General features: G+C 61.8%; 16 protein-coding genes and 2 pseudogenes. 10 read left to right on the top strand and 8 right to left on the bottom strand.

The window, feature by feature from the left end:
- Positions 1-21 precede the first annotated feature (21 nt).
- From NKJ89_RS01370 to ygfZ, 3 genes are all read right to left on the bottom strand, one after another.
- Positions 22-2,160: a putative bifunctional diguanylate cyclase/phosphodiesterase gene (locus NKJ89_RS01370; protein ID WP_352599198.1), complete on the bottom strand. Its 2,139-nt coding sequence runs from the start codon at positions 2,158-2,160 to the stop codon at positions 22-24.
- 61 nt (positions 2,161-2,221) lie between these two features.
- A complete protein-coding gene (locus NKJ89_RS01365) occupies positions 2,222-2,857 on the bottom strand; it encodes an HD domain-containing protein (RefSeq protein WP_352599196.1) in 636 nt (211 codons plus the stop codon).
- Positions 2,857-3,717 (bottom strand): CAF17-like 4Fe-4S cluster assembly/insertion protein YgfZ, encoded by an 861-nt coding sequence (gene ygfZ, locus NKJ89_RS01360; protein ID WP_023762071.1) that lies wholly within the window; start codon positions 3,715-3,717, stop codon positions 2,857-2,859. Before ygfZ ends, NKJ89_RS01365 begins: the two co-directional genes overlap by 1 nt.
- Positions 3,718-3,792: 75 nt before the next feature.
- Here ygfZ and NKJ89_RS01355 point away from each other — a divergent pair, with 75 nt between their 5' ends.
- Both NKJ89_RS01355 and NKJ89_RS01350 read left to right on the top strand, forming a co-directional pair.
- Positions 3,793-5,124: a dihydroorotase gene (locus NKJ89_RS01355; protein ID WP_352599194.1), complete on the top strand. Its 1,332-nt coding sequence runs from the start codon at positions 3,793-3,795 to the stop codon at positions 5,122-5,124.
- 50 nt (positions 5,125-5,174) lie between these two features.
- Positions 5,175-5,402, top strand: coding sequence for a hypothetical protein (locus NKJ89_RS01350; RefSeq protein ID WP_352599192.1), 228 nt, complete (start codon positions 5,175-5,177; stop codon positions 5,400-5,402).
- A gap of 58 nt (positions 5,403-5,460) precedes the next feature.
- Here the strand turns inward: NKJ89_RS01350 and NKJ89_RS01345 are convergent, their stop codons facing one another.
- The 4 genes and pseudogenes from NKJ89_RS01345 to NKJ89_RS01330 all read right to left on the bottom strand — a co-directional run.
- Complete coding sequence (locus tag NKJ89_RS01345) at positions 5,461-6,249, bottom strand: hypothetical protein (protein ID WP_352599190.1); 789 nt, start codon at positions 6,247-6,249, stop codon at positions 5,461-5,463.
- 70 nt (positions 6,250-6,319) lie between these two features.
- Entirely contained in the window at positions 6,320-6,577 is a 258-nt protein-coding gene (locus NKJ89_RS01340) for a hypothetical protein (RefSeq protein WP_008874920.1), read from the bottom strand.
- A gap of 458 nt (positions 6,578-7,035) precedes the next feature.
- Entirely contained in the window at positions 7,036-7,413 is a 378-nt protein-coding gene (locus NKJ89_RS01335) for a TIGR02301 family protein (protein ID WP_031261008.1), read from the bottom strand.
- A 113-nt stretch (positions 7,414-7,526) separates the two neighbouring features.
- A pseudogene (locus NKJ89_RS01330) lies at positions 7,527-7,940 on the bottom strand (NUDIX hydrolase); the annotation flags it as partial.
- 125 nt (positions 7,941-8,065) lie between these two features.
- On the opposite strand from NKJ89_RS01330, the gene NKJ89_RS01325 reads away from it, so the two are divergent.
- Positions 8,066-8,827 (top strand): SOS response-associated peptidase, encoded by a 762-nt coding sequence (locus tag NKJ89_RS01325; RefSeq protein WP_352599188.1) that lies wholly within the window; start codon positions 8,066-8,068, stop codon positions 8,825-8,827.
- A 70-nt stretch (positions 8,828-8,897) separates the two neighbouring features.
- On the opposite strand, the gene NKJ89_RS01320 is transcribed toward NKJ89_RS01325, so the two are convergent.
- Positions 8,898-9,053 (bottom strand): hypothetical protein, encoded by a 156-nt coding sequence (locus tag NKJ89_RS01320; protein ID WP_023762063.1) that lies wholly within the window; start codon positions 9,051-9,053, stop codon positions 8,898-8,900.
- A 387-nt stretch (positions 9,054-9,440) separates the two neighbouring features.
- On the opposite strand from NKJ89_RS01320, the gene cysS reads away from it, so the two are divergent.
- The 7 genes and pseudogenes from cysS (at position 9,441) to cimA (ending at position 15,703) form a co-directional block, all read left to right on the top strand.
- Positions 9,441-10,874, top strand: a complete 1,434-nt coding sequence (cysS, locus tag NKJ89_RS01315) for a cysteine--tRNA ligase (protein ID WP_352599186.1) — start codon at positions 9,441-9,443, stop codon at positions 10,872-10,874.
- A gap of 298 nt (positions 10,875-11,172) precedes the next feature.
- Positions 11,173-11,580, top strand: coding sequence for an endonuclease domain-containing protein (locus NKJ89_RS01310; RefSeq protein WP_352599184.1), 408 nt, complete (start codon positions 11,173-11,175; stop codon positions 11,578-11,580).
- A complete protein-coding gene (locus NKJ89_RS01305) occupies positions 11,577-11,963 on the top strand; it encodes a VOC family protein (RefSeq protein WP_352599182.1) in 387 nt (128 codons plus the stop codon). The genes NKJ89_RS01310 and NKJ89_RS01305 overlap by 4 nt, the downstream gene beginning before the upstream one ends.
- A 6-nt stretch (positions 11,964-11,969) precedes the next feature.
- Positions 11,970-12,461 carry a GFA family protein gene (locus NKJ89_RS01300; protein ID WP_023762059.1) on the top strand — a complete coding sequence of 164 codons (492 nt, stop codon included), beginning with the start codon at positions 11,970-11,972 and terminating at the stop codon, positions 12,459-12,461.
- Positions 12,458-12,933 (top strand): annotated as a pseudogene (locus NKJ89_RS01295) (GFA family protein). The gene NKJ89_RS01300 and the pseudogene NKJ89_RS01295 overlap by 4 nt, the downstream one beginning before the upstream one ends.
- Positions 12,930-13,889 (top strand): prolyl aminopeptidase, encoded by a 960-nt coding sequence (gene pip, locus NKJ89_RS01290; protein WP_352599180.1) that lies wholly within the window; start codon positions 12,930-12,932, stop codon positions 13,887-13,889. The pseudogene NKJ89_RS01295 and the gene pip overlap by 4 nt, the downstream one beginning before the upstream one ends.
- Positions 13,890-14,086: 197 nt before the next feature.
- Entirely contained in the window at positions 14,087-15,703 is a 1,617-nt protein-coding gene (cimA, locus tag NKJ89_RS01285) for a citramalate synthase (protein WP_352599179.1), read from the top strand.
- Positions 15,704-15,748 lie beyond the last annotated feature (45 nt).

Raw genomic sequence — 15,748 nt, 5'->3', positions numbered from 1 at the left:
GCTACGTTGATGACGGTCGGCTCACCCGGTTTGGCTATGCACCGAACGGGATTCTAACAGGCGCTGAATATCGGCCGCCTTTGACGGCACGCCGATCAGATAGCCCTGCGCCTCGTTACAGCCATTACCTCTCAGCATGTCGAGCTGCGCCTCGGTCTCGACACCCTCGGCGGTGACGGTGATGCCAAGCTCGGCACCCAGCCCGATGACGGTGCGAACGATCGCCGCAGTGTCGCGATTGCCCAGATCGTGGATGAACGAACGGTCGATCTTGATCTTGTCGACGGGAAAACGCCTGAGATAACCGAGCGAGGAATAGCCGGTGCCGAAATCGTCGAGCGCGATGCGAATGCCGAGCCCGCGCAACTGCCGCAATGTTCTCAGCACGACTTCACTCTCGTCCATCAGCACGGTTTCGGTGATTTCCAGTTCCAGCCGGTCGGCGGGCACGCCGGAAAAGGCGAGAGCCGAGATGACGCTACGGGCAAAGTCGCCGCTTTTGAGCTGCACGGCCGAGACATTGACCGCGATGCGCAGGCCGGCTGGCCAGCCTGCCGCAGCGCTGCAAGCCTTTCTCAGCGCCCACTCGCCAAGCGGCACGATCAGTCCGATTTCTTCGGCGACCGGAATGAACTTGTCGGGCGCCACCGTGCCCCGCTCTGGCGAATGCCAGCGCATCAAGGCTTCGGCACCGACGATCTCACCGGAGGCGATGTTCATGATGGGCTGGAAATCGAGATCGAACTCCTGTCGAGGCAGCGCTGCCTCGAGGTCGGTCTCGAGTGCGCGTCGTACCCGCACCATGGCGTCCATTCCGGGCTCGAAAAAACGGTACAGATTGCGCCCTTCGCTCTTCGCCCGGTAGAGCGCCGTATCGGCGTTTTTCAGCAGCGTATCGGCGTCGCTGCCATCGTCGGGAAACACAGCGATGCCCATGCTGATGCCGACATGCATATCGCGGCTCTTGTCGCGGAAGGGTTTTGCGATCGTTTCGACGATCCGCTTCGCCAGTTTCTCAGCATCGGCGATACCCTTGAAATTGAACTGGATAATGACGAATTCGTCGCCGCCGAAACGGGCGACGACATCCGTTTCACTGCGCAGGCAACGCTGCAGCCTGTCGGCCACGGTCTTCAGCAGCCAGTCGCCGGCCGGGTGCCCCCAGCTGTCGTTGATGGCCTTGAAGCGATCCAGATCGAGCGAGAAGATTGCTAGCGGCGTAGCCGCCGGGTCTTCCAACGCAAGATCGAGGCGTTCGCGAAACATCTGGCGGTTGGGCAACCCGGTCAGCGTGTCGTGATGCGCAAGATGTGTCATGCGCTCTTCGGTGCGGCGGCGTTCGGTGACGTCGTCGAAGGTCGCCACCCAGCCGCCGCTCATCGGCTGGCGTGTGACCAGAATCGTCCTGCCGTCGGTAAGATGCCGATACGCCGAATGCATTTTCCCTGCCACCAGGCAGGCTTCGGTTTTGGCGACTTCGCTATCGACGTCGATCTTCGTATAGATGCCAAGTTCCAGCAATCGTTCGAGTGCGTCGCGGTGCGTCGTCCCGAGCGGGAAGTCCGCCGCGGTGACGTTGTAGAGTTCCAGAAAGCGCCCGTTGCGCACGATCATCTTGCCATCGGCGTCATACATCAGCAGGCCCTGCGACATGTTGGCGAGCGCGGCGTCGAAGCGGCGGTGCTGCTCCTTGAGCTCTTGTTCGGCGCGCCGGTGTTCGGTGATGTCCTCGTAGATCGAGACCCAGCCGCCCAGAGCCAGCGGGCGATGCGAGATGTTGATGATGCGACCATCCGACAACGTCTCCTCATAGGTCGAGGGTTTCGCCTGGTCGATATAGGGCTTGCGGATGGCGTAGAGCTGTTCGGCGCTTTCCGAGGCGATGCCTATGTCGACGCTATGGCGCAGAATGTCGAGGAACGGGATGCCGGGCCGTATCACCTTGGGGTCGAGACAGAAGATGTTGATATAATTGCCGTTGCAGATGATCATCCGCTCGTCGGCGTCGAACATGCAAAGGCCATGCGACATGTTTTCGACCGCGGCCGAAAAACGTTCGTTCCGTTCGCGCAGTTCGTCTTCCATATGGCGCGAGCGATCCATGCCTTCGGGCTCCCGATCCGGGACGGCCGAACCACCCTTGGCATCGGCGACGGGCATGAGGCGCCTGCGGATCGTCATCGAACGAGCTACTGTGGTCTCCGCCGGTTAATTTAGCGTTTTAGCCGACCGCGGACGCCGAAGCCTGATGCCGCGACCTCTCGATCGCGGAAAACCGCTTCAGGAACGCATTCTGCGCCCAGGTCACCGATCGCGGCGTGAGGTCGAAGCGGTCGGCATTGAAGCCGCGCGGACGGCCGAAGAATTCGGTCGCCTCGGCGGTCGAAAACCCGGCAAGCAGCGTTGCCTCGAAATAGGCGGCGATCTGGTCGGCGCGCTTGATCTCCTTGCGCAGCGCGGCGGCTGGTTCCGGCGGCAGCGAGAAGCGCAGATGGATGGCGCGCTGCAACCGCAACTCACAGTCCTTGTAGCTTCCGCCCATCACCGATTTGAACGGTGAGATCATGTCGCCGATGACATATTCGGGGGCGTCGTGCAGTAGCGCGGCCAGCCGCGCATCAGGCGAAGCCTCAGGCACCAGATCGCAGAACAGCGCCTCGACCAGCAGCGAGTGCTGGGCAACCGAAAAGGCATGTTCGCCGCTGGTCTGGCCGTTCCAGCGGGCAACGCGAGCGAGCCCATGCGCAATGTCCGAAATCTCGATATCGAGCGGCGAGGGGTCGAGCAGGTCGAGTCGGCGGCCCGACAGCATGCGCTGCCAGGCGCGTGCCGGCGCGCCGACACGGTCGGCCGCCATCAGGCCTCCTCCGCGCTGACGGCTTCCTGCGGGAAGGCGAATTTTGCCCAGGCCGGGATGGCAAGTGAAACGGTGGCGTCCCCGGCCATGATCGGCTGACCGGCGTCGATCGCCGCCTTGATCCGGTCGATGCGGGCAATGGCCAGACCGGTCGTGCCGACAGTCGAGCCGAGCGTGCCAACCGACCGTCCCGCGACGGTTAGCTCGGTGCCTGATGCGGGTAGGGACCTGTCGGCCGATGCAATCAGTACGCGCCGCCGGGCGGTGCCGCGATGCTGCATGCGCGAGACGACCTCCTGGCCGACATAGCAGCCCTTTCTGAAACCGACACCGCCGGTTTCGTCCAACAGCACGTCATGGGGGAAAGCGTCTCCAAGTTGGTAGTCGCTGCCGCTTTCGGCAACACCGCCGGCGATACGGAAGGCGTGCCATGCGGCGAGGTCGCTTCGATCATCGGTTTTGCTATAGGAGCGCGTGACGGCGCCGCTCGGAAAGCGCGTGTCGGTCACCGCCGTTGAATCGGATTGTGAGGGCGTTGATTCAGGTCCCCATGCGACGGTGACAAGCGCCTGATCGGATTTGGCAATCTCGACTTTGGCGCGCAGTTTGTAGAGCGTCAGCCGGCGCATGAAATCGTCCGAGATATCGGCACGGCATTCGAGCCGGAATGCATTCTCGCCGGCGCGCGAGATCAGGAAATCGAAAAGGATCTTGCCTTGCGGCGTCAGCAGCGCGCCGGGCTTCGCTTCGCCAGGAGCCAATATGTCGAGATCGGTGGTCAGGATGTTCTGCAAAAAATGCTCGGCGTCGGGACCCGAGACGGAAATGAGGGCGCGGTCTTTGAGCTGGGCAAAGGGCATGGGCGGAAAAGCAGCCTGATCTTGCAAAATGGTCGGCCTTTACGTAAGCCGCTGGCACTCCCCCCGCAAGAGAGCATGGCCATGATCTACGACCTCATCCTGACAGGCGGCACAGTGGTCAACCATGATGGCGAAGGGGTCCGCGATATCGGCGTGAAGGACGGGCGCATCGCCACCATCGGCGATCTCCGCCAGGCTTCGGCCGGCGAGACGATCGACTGCCGCGGCCTGCATATCCTGCCGGGAGTCATCGACAGCCAGGTGCATTTTCGTGAACCTGGACTGGAGCACAAGGAAGATCTGGAAACCGGTTCGCGCGCGGCGGTGCTTGGCGGCGTTACCGCCGTGTTCGAGATGCCCAACACCAATCCCTTGACCACCAGCGAGGCAGCCCTTGCCGACAAGGTTCGGCGCGGCAGCGGTCGCATGCACTGCGATTTCGCATTCTGGGTCGGCGGCACCCGCGAGAATGCGAAAGATGTCGGCGAGCTCGAGCGGCTGCCGGGCGCGGCCGGGATCAAGGTCTTCATGGGCTCGTCCACCGGCGATCTGCTGGTCGAAGACGACGAGGGCGTGGCATCGATCCTCCGAAACACGCGCCGTCGCGCCGCCTTTCATTCCGAGGACGAGTTCCGGCTGCGCGAGCGTCTGAACGAACGCATCGATGGCGATCCGTCATCGCACCCGGTCTGGCGAGATGAGATCGCCGCCTTGCGCTGCACTGAACGGCTTGTACGCATCGCGCGCAATGTTCGCGCCCGCATCCATGTCCTGCATATCTCGACGGCCGAGGAGATCCTGTTCCTCGAACAGCACAAGGATGTCGCGACCTGTGAGGCGACGCCGCATCATTTGACGCTGAGCGCGGACGATTATGCGCGGCTCGGCACGCTGATCCAGATGAACCCGCCGGTGCGTGCCGCGCGTCATCGCGACGGCGTCTGGCAGGGCATTGCGCAAGGCATCGTCGACGTGCTCGGCTCCGACCACGCGCCGCACACGCTGGCCGAGAAGGCAAAGCCCTATCCGGCCTCGCCCTCGGGGATGACCGGCGTTCAGACGCTGGTGCCGATCATGCTCGATCACGTCAATGCCGGCCGATTGACGCTGCAACGCTTTGTCGACCTGTCCAGCCACGGCCCGCAGCGTATCTTCGGCATGGCTAGAAAAGGCCGCATCGCCGCCGGCTACGACGCCGACTTCACCATCGTCGATATGAAGCGGCGAGAGACTATCACCAACGCGCAGGCCGGCTCGAAAGCTGGCTGGACGCCTTATGACGGGAGAGAAGTGACCGGTTGGCCGCTCGGCACCGTCATTCGCGGCCGCCGCGTCATGTGGGAAGGCGAGATCGCTACGCCAAGCCAGGGCAAAGCGGTGGAGTTTTCCGAGGCATTGGTTGGGTAGCTGGTTCAAGCGTCGGATTTTAACGGACGATCCATTAAGTTAAGAGGGCTATGAACGCAGATATCGCGCCCATGATTGTCCCTGTCGAGTTTCCAGAGCTCCGTGCACTTGCTTGGAATCGCGACCCTGCGCGCTCGATTCCAGCCGGGGAGGCATTTGCGCTATTCGAGCGAAATTGGCGTTTTGTCGATCAAAAGCGGCTTTCGACGCGTGAAAAGCTGCTTATCCAGACTGTGGCAGATAAGTTTGGTCACGGCATCCTTTTGACCACTGTCTGAAGTTCCTTTCGGCCGGATGCCGGAATCGACGAGGGACCGCGTCGATAGCTGGCGGAACTCAATCCCCGGCGACGAAGAAGGTCCATTGTCCGGTGGGCGTAATGCCGACACGGTAGAAAATGTAAGCGCCGAACTGCTTCATGTCGTCGAAATCACCAGCGGTGACGATCTTGAACAGTTCGACCCGCTGCTTGGCATCAAGCTTGTCCAACGGCATGGCAAAGAAATACGGCCACACATAGAGCTCTTCGGGCTTGCCGGCATCAAGGTGGACATAACCGGCATTGAGCACCTCCTCGAGGATGGCAAGGATCTCCTGGCCATCCGGATCACCCGAGAGGCCTTTAAGGACGGCGATGGCGTCGCCGTCTATGTCGGTCAGCGATATCTGCGTCATGCTGTCGCCCGTACCGATCAAGGGCCGCAGTTTTTCGATGTCGCCGCCCTTGCAGGCCTCGACGATCAGATCATGCATGCGCCGGACCGGTTCCGGCAGCTTGCCGAGATCGTAGACAACCTCCGGCAGGGGCGTGTCCGGATCGACGCGCGGCCTGGTCACGCCGCCATCTGCCGGGCTGTCGGGCTCGGATTCGCCCGGAGCAGCCGGCTGGCCGGCCGGAGGCGGCGTTCCGACCGGGTTGGGCATCGGCACGGTGCTTCCCGGGGGCGACATGTCGTCGTCCGCCGGCTGCGTGACTGTTGGAGGTAGCTCTTCGCGCTTGATCTCGCTCAGCGCATAAGCGGGGCTGCTTGCGAGACATACAACCATGGGAATCGCGGCACAGCAAGCGGCGAAGCAGATGTAAAGGACCAAGCCACGCGGCTCGCCTGACATCGAAAAACTCACTGCCCGTTTCTCCCTGCTTCCGGGCATGACGCCCGAGCGGCGTTCCGTCGTCAAAGAGCCGGACGTCGGTTCAGTGCCGCAGCCGTTCAGGTTCGAAGGCGCCAGCAATCACCTTTTCACGCATACGGTCGAGCAGGGCAAGGGCCGAGGTCTCGCCATTGGCACGCAACATCTCACCGAAGGCGGTTTCGAGCGCTGCTTCGGCAATGATCTCGGGCTCTATGCCGGCGGAGAGACCTTCCGCCCAGGCCTCGCTGTGGCTTTCCACGGCGGTCAGGCGTTTTTCTTCCCGGACCAGCGCGTCGATGTCGTTGACACCATGTTCCATAAGCGAATGTCCACCTTTCAAGCAGCGATCCATCGATGTGGATCAGGCCTGATCTGTTCATTTCACACGCGAGGCAATTAAGTATTTGTAAATACGACATTTTTTTGATCGTATGTTACAAAGACCGGTTGCCTTGCGCGAGGCTGCGTTCGACCCGAGTCAAACTTAGCCGATTAGCGCGGCACGCGGGGCGAAAACCTTCAGTTTGAGTTAATTCCGCATTCTCGCGATAAGGTTTTGTTAATACTGTTGCAGAAGCGCCACATGAGGATTGCACCAAGATATCGCCTGGCACAAGCCGGACATGTCGGCTGTCACCGGCAATGGCCCGGATAATTGTTGATGAGGAGTTGAAACGCCCAAAGCACGTCGCGTTTCGTTGGAGTCAGGCGACGCGCTTTAGGCTTTCTAATTTATGCCGTCTTTATCCAAAACCGCTGCGCACTTTGGGCGACATCCTAGTTGCCGTAACGCGAGGCAATATCGCGTGACAGCGTCTCGCCTTCCTTCATATAGCGGCTGATGGCTTCGGTCGCCGAGGGTGTGCACTGCGTATAGGTGCCGCCGAAGGAGCGATAGCCGCGATTGAAGCTGGCGATGAAACGGGCGCGCCGCTCGGCATCCGGATTTTCCGAATCGAGCAGCTTCTCCATCTCGACACGCCACTGGTCGCCCTTCTCGCCGCATAAATTGCGCAGGAAATGCAGCGACCCCAAAACCTCCGCCAATCGCATCAGCCCCGGCTCGAACGGCGACTCGGCGCTAAGTGCGGGCCGTATCGAAACGGCTGCGCTGACGGACAGGCATATGGCGAGGAGCATGGATGAACGGTTCATGAATCTTCTCTGCCGAACGGCATAAGCCGTTCTGGCTTTGCCAGACAGCATAAGTCTTTGTGACGAAACAATTTGTCGCCTGCAAGGCGATTTTCAGGACTGGGCATGCCGTGTCCGCCGGGATTCAACAAGTCTTCGGCAACCGCGAACACCGAGCCGGCAAGCGGCAGTGTTGCCATCTCGCTGAGCGTATAGAACGCAGCCGTCTCGGCGTCGTCGCTGGCCACCGCCTCACCGCCGGCATAGGCTGCGCCGAAGACCGTGAGGAGATAATCGACGGGGTGGCTGTCGTCCCTGCCGTCGATATGGATTTCCCGAAGCGGGTGGTAATCGGTGGCCCGCAAGCCGGTCTCTTCCAGCAGTTCGCGGGCGGCAGCCTGCTCCAGCGTTTCGCCGGGTTCGACCTTGCCCCCTGGAAAGGCATAGAGTCCTCGCGAGGGTTGCCGGGCTCGCTTGACCAGCAGCACGGTATCCGCGCGCACGATGGCGACCGACACTGCAGGCAATATCTTACGCGCTTCGTTCATGGATCCCGATTAGGCGTGGAGGTAGGTCTGCTGTGGACCGCCCAGCATGGGCGAGCTTTATCGGTTGCGCAACGCTGGTTCCATCGCCACTTTTGAACCAGACCATTCGAGGGCGCCAACAGACAATGTGCGGACGTTTTGCCTTGACCGCGACGCCATATCAGACCGCCGCCGTGCTGGGCTTGGCCGAACTGGAGGAGTTCCCGGCGCGCTACAACATCGCGCCGACACAGCCGGTCCTGATGGTGATAGCCGGCCCTCCGCGGGCGCCGGGCTCGAATCTGCCGGACCGCCAGCCGATGCTGGTGCGCTGGGGGCTGATCCCGACTTGGGTGAAGGACACAAGCGAGTTTCCACTGCTGTTCAACGCGCGTTCTGAGGGCGCTGCCGAAAAGGCATCGTTCAAAGCCGCGATGCGCCATCGCCGTGCTTTGGTGCCGGCCTCCGGCTTCTACGAATGGCGGCAAACCGGTGGCAGGAAGCGGCAACCCTACTGGATCAGACCCAGGCATGGCGGGTTGGTCGCCTTTGCCGGACTGATGGAGACCTATGCCGAGCCGGGCGGTTCGGAAATGGACACCGGCGCCATCCTGACAGTCAACGCCAATGCCGATATCGCGCATATCCATGATCGCATGCCGGTGGTGATCGATCCCAGGGATTTCGCCCGCTGGCTGGATTGCCGCACGCTCGAGCCGCGCGATGTGGCCGACCTGTTGCGGCCGACACAGCTCGATTTCTTCGAGGCAATTCCCATCTCCGACCTCGTCAACAAGGTCGCCAACACTGGACCGGAGATTCAGGAGCGGGGCGAACTCGGGCCGGAGCCCGAGAAGATCAAGCGACCGAAGCCCGGCGCGAACGACAGTCAGATGACGCTGTTTTAGCCTAAGGCCGTTGTTGAGAGGCGCATATCGGCGCCATCATGCCCGGCTATGCGGCCGGTCGCAAACCGCTTCAGGCGGCGCGGGGCGACACGATCTTCTGTGCCGGCTTGTTCTTCTTCGCGGTGTGCAGAAGAGCGGCGACGATCGCGGCAGGACCGACTGCGCGATAGTGGTTGGCCAGCGCCGGTTGCTTGGCGCGGTTGGATTCTTGTTTGCTGCGAGGCATATCTCTCTTCCCAGATAACATTTTCGTGTCCGCGTTTGATGGCCGATTCCGACCAAATCGTGACGCCTGCTGATCTAGTCGACGAATGTTTCATGACTGTGCCGACATGTTTAATAAAATGTTTCTGTGCATCATTACCTGTGATCCAGCGACGTTTTTGCCGAAACTAGCGACTTGACGGCAACACTGGCCAAGGCGATAAAGCCGGCCATGAAAACGTCTTTCGCCATTTGTGGCATTTGCATTATTGGCTAGCCTCGCGCTGGTCCGGACGTTTTCGCCTCATCTTTCCCAGATTGGACAAACGCCCCGGCCAGCAGGCTGGAATTCGGTCTTGCGCCTCGGCGCTAGGCGGGGTCCTGAACACAACAGACCGGGAAGGCACGAATGTCTGACGCATCGAAGGGCCTGCGCCTCTACAACACGCTGACGCGGACGAAGGAGGATTTCATCCCGATCGATGCGCGCAATGTGCGCATGTATGTCTGCGGCCCAACCGTCTATGACTTTGCCCATATCGGCAATGCCAGGCCGGTGATCGTCTTCGACGTGCTGTTCCGCTTGCTGCGTCATGTCTATGGGCAGGCGCATGTCACCTATGTTCGCAACATCACCGACGTCGACGACAAGATCAACGCGCGCGCCTTGCGGGATTTTGGCGGCGAGATCGCCTCAGGCAAGCTTTCGCTCAATGAAGCGATCCGGAGGGTCACCGAAAAGACCGCCGATCAGTTTCACCGCGACGTGGCGGTTCTTGGCTGCTTGGAGCCGACGGTCGAGCCGCGCGCCACCGAATTCGTCGAGCCCCGAGCTGACGGTAAGGTGGACATGATCACCTTGATCCAAAGCCTGATCGAACGCGGCCATGCCTATGTTGCCGCGGGCGAAGTCCTGTTCGACACGGCGTCGATGCCTGACTACGGTCAATTGTCAAAGCGCAATCTCGACGAGCAGCAGGCCGGCGCCCGCGTCGCCGTCGACGCGCACAAGAAAAATCCCGGCGATTTTGTCCTCTGGAAGCTGTCGTCGCCGGAGGAGCCGGGCTGGAATTCGCCATGGGGCCGAGGCCGGCCGGGTTGGCACATCGAATGCTCGGCAATGTCGGCCGCCTATCTTGGCGAAGTCTTCGATATTCATGGCGGCGGCCTCGACCTGATCTTCCCGCACCATGAAAACGAGATCGCCCAGTCGCGCTGCGCCCACGGCACCGATGTGATGGCCAACATCTGGATGCACAATGGCTTCCTGCAGGTCGAAGGCCAGAAGATGTCGAAGAGCCTTGGCAATTTTTATTCGATCAACGAATTGCTGGAGACCGAGACCTTCGGTGGCCGCAAATGGCCGGGCGAGGTGCTGCGGCTGGCGATGCTGATGACGCATTATCGCGAGCCGATCGACTTTTCCGTGCGCAAGCTGGAAGAGGCCGAGAACACGCTGCGCAAATGGAAGCGGGCGGCGGACCTAGCGTCGGCGGCGGGGCAGTTGCCGGTGGAGGTCATCGATGCCTTGTCCGACGATCTCGCCACCTATGCTGCCTTCCAGGGTTTGACCCAATTGGCCGGCGAGGCAGCCGACGGCAACGATGCCGCAGCGTCGCTGAAGGCGACGCTTCTGTTCCTCGGCTTCGATGTCGCGTCGGCGAAGGTCGATGAAGACTACATCGCCAAGGCCATCGCCAAGCGCCTGGCATTCATCGCCGCGAAGAACTGGGCCGAGGCCGACCGCATCCGCGATGAACTGCTTGCACAAGGTATACAGTTGAAGGACGGCAAGGACCCGGTCACTGGCGAACGCATCACCACTTGGGAGGTGAAGCGGTGAGGTTGGCGCGAAACTCTTTTGCAAGGTTGGCGGAGACGCTGGCGACAGCCAATCTCCCCCCTTGCGGGGGAGATGTCCGGCAGGACAGAGGGGGGTGTGAAGGAACGCCAGCGTTACCGTTTGTACTCCCTCGTTTCAACCATTTCCCGAGAAGGCAGCGGCCTTCAGCGGATAGGCCGGCGGGACAGCACCCCCCTCTGCCCTGCCGGGCATCTCCCCCGCAAGGGGGGAGATTGGCAGCTCCACCGAGTAGACCTGTTCTGCAACGTTTAGCAGCCTTCTCGTACGAAGGTGCCTGATGGGTCACGACCTCGTCCCATCACGCCAGCGCAAGAACGCAAAATCCATGCGTCGTGTGATGACCGACGCCGAGCTGAAGCTCTGGAACGAGCTTCGCGCGCATCGGCTAATGGGCTTAAGCTTCCGCCGGCAGGTGCCAATCGGCCCTTATATCGTCGATTTTGCCTGCTCGGACAAAAAGCTGATCATTGAGGTTGATGGTAGCCAGCACGCAGACGCTGAGCACGTAGAGCGCGATTCAGAGCGCAGCGCATATTTGAAGAGTAGCGGCTGGACCATCCTGCGCTTCTGGAACGACGACGTCATTCGCGATATCGACAATGTCTGCCAGCACATCGTGATCGAGGCCGGCCTTGCCGGCGCCGAAATGCCGGCGGGCGAACGAGCAAGGGAGGCAATTTCATGATCGACCATCTCGGCATCACTGTTGCCGATTTCGACGCTTCGAAGGCTTTCTATGACAAGGCGATGGCGCCGCTTGGGGCCTCGCTGCTTTACATGGTGCCGCTCGAATACACCGGCGGCGCCAAGGTCGGTGGCTACGGCCGTGACCGCCCGGTGTTCTGGCTGAGTACCGGCAAGGACAAGCCGAGAGACCGCCAGCACGTCGCTTTCACCGCGCGCAGCCGCGCCGAGGTCGAAGCCTTCCATGCCGCGGCGCTTGCCGCTGGCGGCAAGGACAATGGCGGGCCGGGCCTGAGACCACACTATCACCTGGACTACTACGCCGCCTTTGTCCTCGATCCCGACGGCAACAATGTCGAGGCCGTCTGCCATGCCACGGAGTGAGCGGCGATGAGCCTCGACAATCGGCCGATCTATACCGGCGGCTGCCAGTGCGGCGCGGTGCGCTTTCGCGTCGAAGGCGCGTTGGGAGACGCTTCGATCTGCCATTGCCGCATGTGCCAGAAGGCGTTTGGCTCGTTCTACGCGCCGCTTGTTTCAGTGCGCGGGGCGAAGCTCGACTGGACGCGCGGTGAGCCGAAATATTTTCGCTCATCCAACCATGTCGATCGTGGTTTTTGTGCCAATTGCGGCACGCCGCTGACCTTCACCGCGCCGGATGGTGTCGGGCTGGCGATCGGTGCGTTCGACAATCCGGCGGAGATCGTGCCGTTGATCCAGTGGGGCACGGAGGCAAAGCTGCCCTATGTCGATACGATCCCGGAACTGCCGGGCGAGGAGACAATGGCCGATATGTCGGCGGCCCCCTATCTGGCCGATCTCGTCTCCTATCAGCACCCAGACCACGACACCGAACAATGGCCGCCAAAGGAGAAGTCATGACCGATCAGGTAAGAACCGGCGGTTGCCAGTGCGGCGCCGTGCGTTTCCGCATTCATGGAGCGCTCGGCCGTCCCTCGATCTGCCATTGCCGCATGTGCCAGAAGCAGTTCGGCTCGTTCTTCGGTGCGCTGGTGACGGTGCCCAGGGATGGCGTCGAATGGACCCATGAAGAGCCGAGTTACTTCCAGTCGTCGGTCAACATCGATCGTGGCTTCTGCGCCCGCTGCGGGACCCGCTTACCTATCGGCAGCCTGGTGGACTGGAGATCGCCATCGGCGCCTTCGACGATCGTTCGGACCTGGCACCGCAGATCCAGGTCAATTACGCAGCGCGGCTGCCCTGGGTGGAGACGATCTTCGACCAGCCCGTTCACCAGGACCCCGACTACTACGCGAGGCAGGAGCAGATCATCTCCTTCCAGCACCCCGACCATGAAACAGCGGACTGGCCGATCAAAGGTTTGCAACTATGAGCTGTCAATTGCGTACCCTCTACCCCGAAATCGAGGCGTTCGATTCCGGCATGCTCGATGTCGGTGACGGCCATCGGGTCTACTGGGAGCGTTCCGGCACCAAGGGCGCCAAGCCGGCGGTATTTCTGCATGGTGGGCCCGGCGGCACCATCTCGCCAAAACACCGGCGGCTGTTTGACCCGAGCCTTTACGACGTCATCCTGTTCGACCAGCGCGGCTGCGGAAAATCGACGCCGAACGCCTCGCTCGAAGCCAATACGACATGGCATCTGGTCGCCGATATCGAACGGCTGCGCGAGATGGCCGGCTTCGACCAATGGCTGGTGTTCGGCGGCTCCTGGGGCTCGACGCTGGCGTTGGCGTATGCCGAAACGCACCCTGAACGGGTCAGCGAACTGGTGGTGCGCGGCATCTACACGCTGACGCGCGCCGAACTCGAATGGTACTATCAGTTCGGCGTCTCTGAAATGTTCCCGGACAAATGGGAGCGGTTCCTGTCGCCGATCCCCGAGGCCGAGCGTGGCGACATGATGGCCGCCTATCGCAAGCGGCTGGTCGGCAGTGACCACAAGGCCCAGATCGAGGCAGCGCGCGCGTGGAGCCTGTGGGAAGGCGAAACCATCACGCTGTTGCCGGAGCCGGAGACCAGCGGACCGTTTGGGCAGGACGACTATGCCGTCGCCTTCGCCCGTATAGAGAACCACTATTTCGTCCATGCCGGCTGGCTCGAGGAAGGGCAGCTGCTGCGCGACGCGCACAAGCTTGCGGATATTCCCGGCACCATCGTCCACGGCCGCTACGACATGCCGTGCCCGGCGCGTTATGCCTGGGCGCTGCACAAGGCCTGGCCGAAGGCGGATTTCCACCTGATCGAGGGTGCCGGCCACGCGTATTCGGAGCCGGGTATCCTCGACCGGCTGATCCGGGCCACGGATGGTTTTGCGGGGAAGATATAGTCGATGTACGGCGATCCTTCACACCCCCCTCTGGCCTGCCGGCCATCTCCCCCGCAAGGGGGGAGATTGGATGTCGCCTTCGCTTTCGCCAATCGCCGACGTTGCAGGACCAGCGCTGTCGTCAAAGCTGCCGATCTCCCCGCTTGCGGGGGAGATGGCCGGCAGGCCAGAGGGGGGTGCCCAAGCACCTTGCTGTCATGAAAAAGGAAAGACTGTTCCTCTTCGACACCACACTGCGCGATGGCCAGCAGACGCCGGGCATCGACTTTTCCGTCGAGGACAAGATCGCCATCGCCAAGCTGCTTGACGCCTTCGGCCTCGACTATGTCGAGGGTGGCTATCCCGGCGCCAACCCGACCGACACGGCCTTCTTCCAGGAGAAGCGGACGACACGTGCCAAATTCGTCGCCTTCGGCATGACCAAGCGGGCAGGGGTATCAGCGTCCAACGATCCCGGCCTTGCCTCACTGGTGCAATCTAAGTCGGACGCCATCTGCTTCGTCGCCAAGAGCTGGGACTACCACGTCCGTGTCGCGCTCGGCTGCACCAATGAAGAAAACCTCGACGCCATCAAGGCCTCTGTCGAAGCGGCGATCGCCGCCGGCAAGGAGGCGCTGGTCGACTGCGAGCATTTCTTCGACGGCTTCAAGGCCAATCCCGGCTATGCGCTGGCGTGTGCCAGGACCGCCTATGATGCAGGCGCGCGCTGGGTGGTGCTGTGCGACACCAATGGCGGCACGCAGCCGTCGGAAGTCCGCGCCATCGTCGAGAAGGTTATTTCGTCCGGTATGTCAGGCGATCATCTCGGCATCCATGCCCATGACGACACCGGTCAGGCAGTGGCCAATTCGCTGGCCGCGGTCGAGGCCGGCGTGCGCCAGATCCAGGGCACGCTCAACGGCATCGGCGAGCGCTGCGGCAACGCCAACCTGATCTCGATCGTGCCGACGCTGGCGCTGAAGCCGGCCTTCGCCGATCGTTTCGAGACCGGCATTTCGGCTGAGGCGCTGACTGGCATTTCGCGTCTGTCGCGGGCTTTCGACGAGCTCTTGAATCGCGCTCCGGAAGCGCAGGCGCCCTATGTCGGCGCCTCCGCCTTCGCCACCAAGGCCGGCATCCATGCCTCGGCGCTGGCCAAGGAGCCGGCGACCTATGAGCATGTGCCGCCGGAAACGGTCGGCAACCGCAGACGCGTCATGGTTTCGGACCAGGGCGGCAAGGCCAATTTCCTAGCCGAACTGAAGCGGCGCGGCATCGACGTGCCGAAGGACGATCACCGGCTCGATGGGCTGATATCAGTGGTCAAGGAGCGCGAGGCCGAGGGTTACGCCTATGAGGGTGCCGACGCCAGCTTCGAGCTCCTGGCGCGCAAGATGCTGCACGGCCTGCCGGAGTTCTTCAACGTCACCTCGTTCCGCTGCATGGTCGAGCGCCGCTTTGACGCCAACGGTCAGTTGAAGACGGTGTCCGAAGCGATCGTCAAAGTGCTGGTCGACGGCGAGGAGAGGATGTCGGTGGCCGAGGGGCATGGCCCGGTCAACGCACTCGACATCGCACTGCGTAAGGATCTCGGCAAATTCCAGGGCGAGATCGCCGATATGGAGCTTGCCGACTTCAAGGTGCGTATCCTCAATGGCGGCACCGAGGCGATCACCCGCGTCCTGATCGAATCGCATGACGGCACCGGCGCGCGCTGGTGGACGGTCGGTGTTTCCGAAAACATCATCGACGCCTCGTTCCAAGCGCTGATGGATTCCATTGTCTACAAACTGATGAAGAACCGCGAGATGGCTGGCCTGGTGGCGGCCGAATAGGGTTGAACCATCAGCGAAAGTCCATTGATCCATCAGAACTTTGCG

Source organism: Mesorhizobium sp. M0047, assembly GCF_040323315.1.
In the GTDB taxonomy this organism is placed as follows: Bacteria; Pseudomonadota; Alphaproteobacteria; order Rhizobiales; family Rhizobiaceae; genus Mesorhizobium.
Note: the sequence above shows the minus strand (reverse complement) of the source record. Positions and strands in the feature narration are given on the sequence as shown.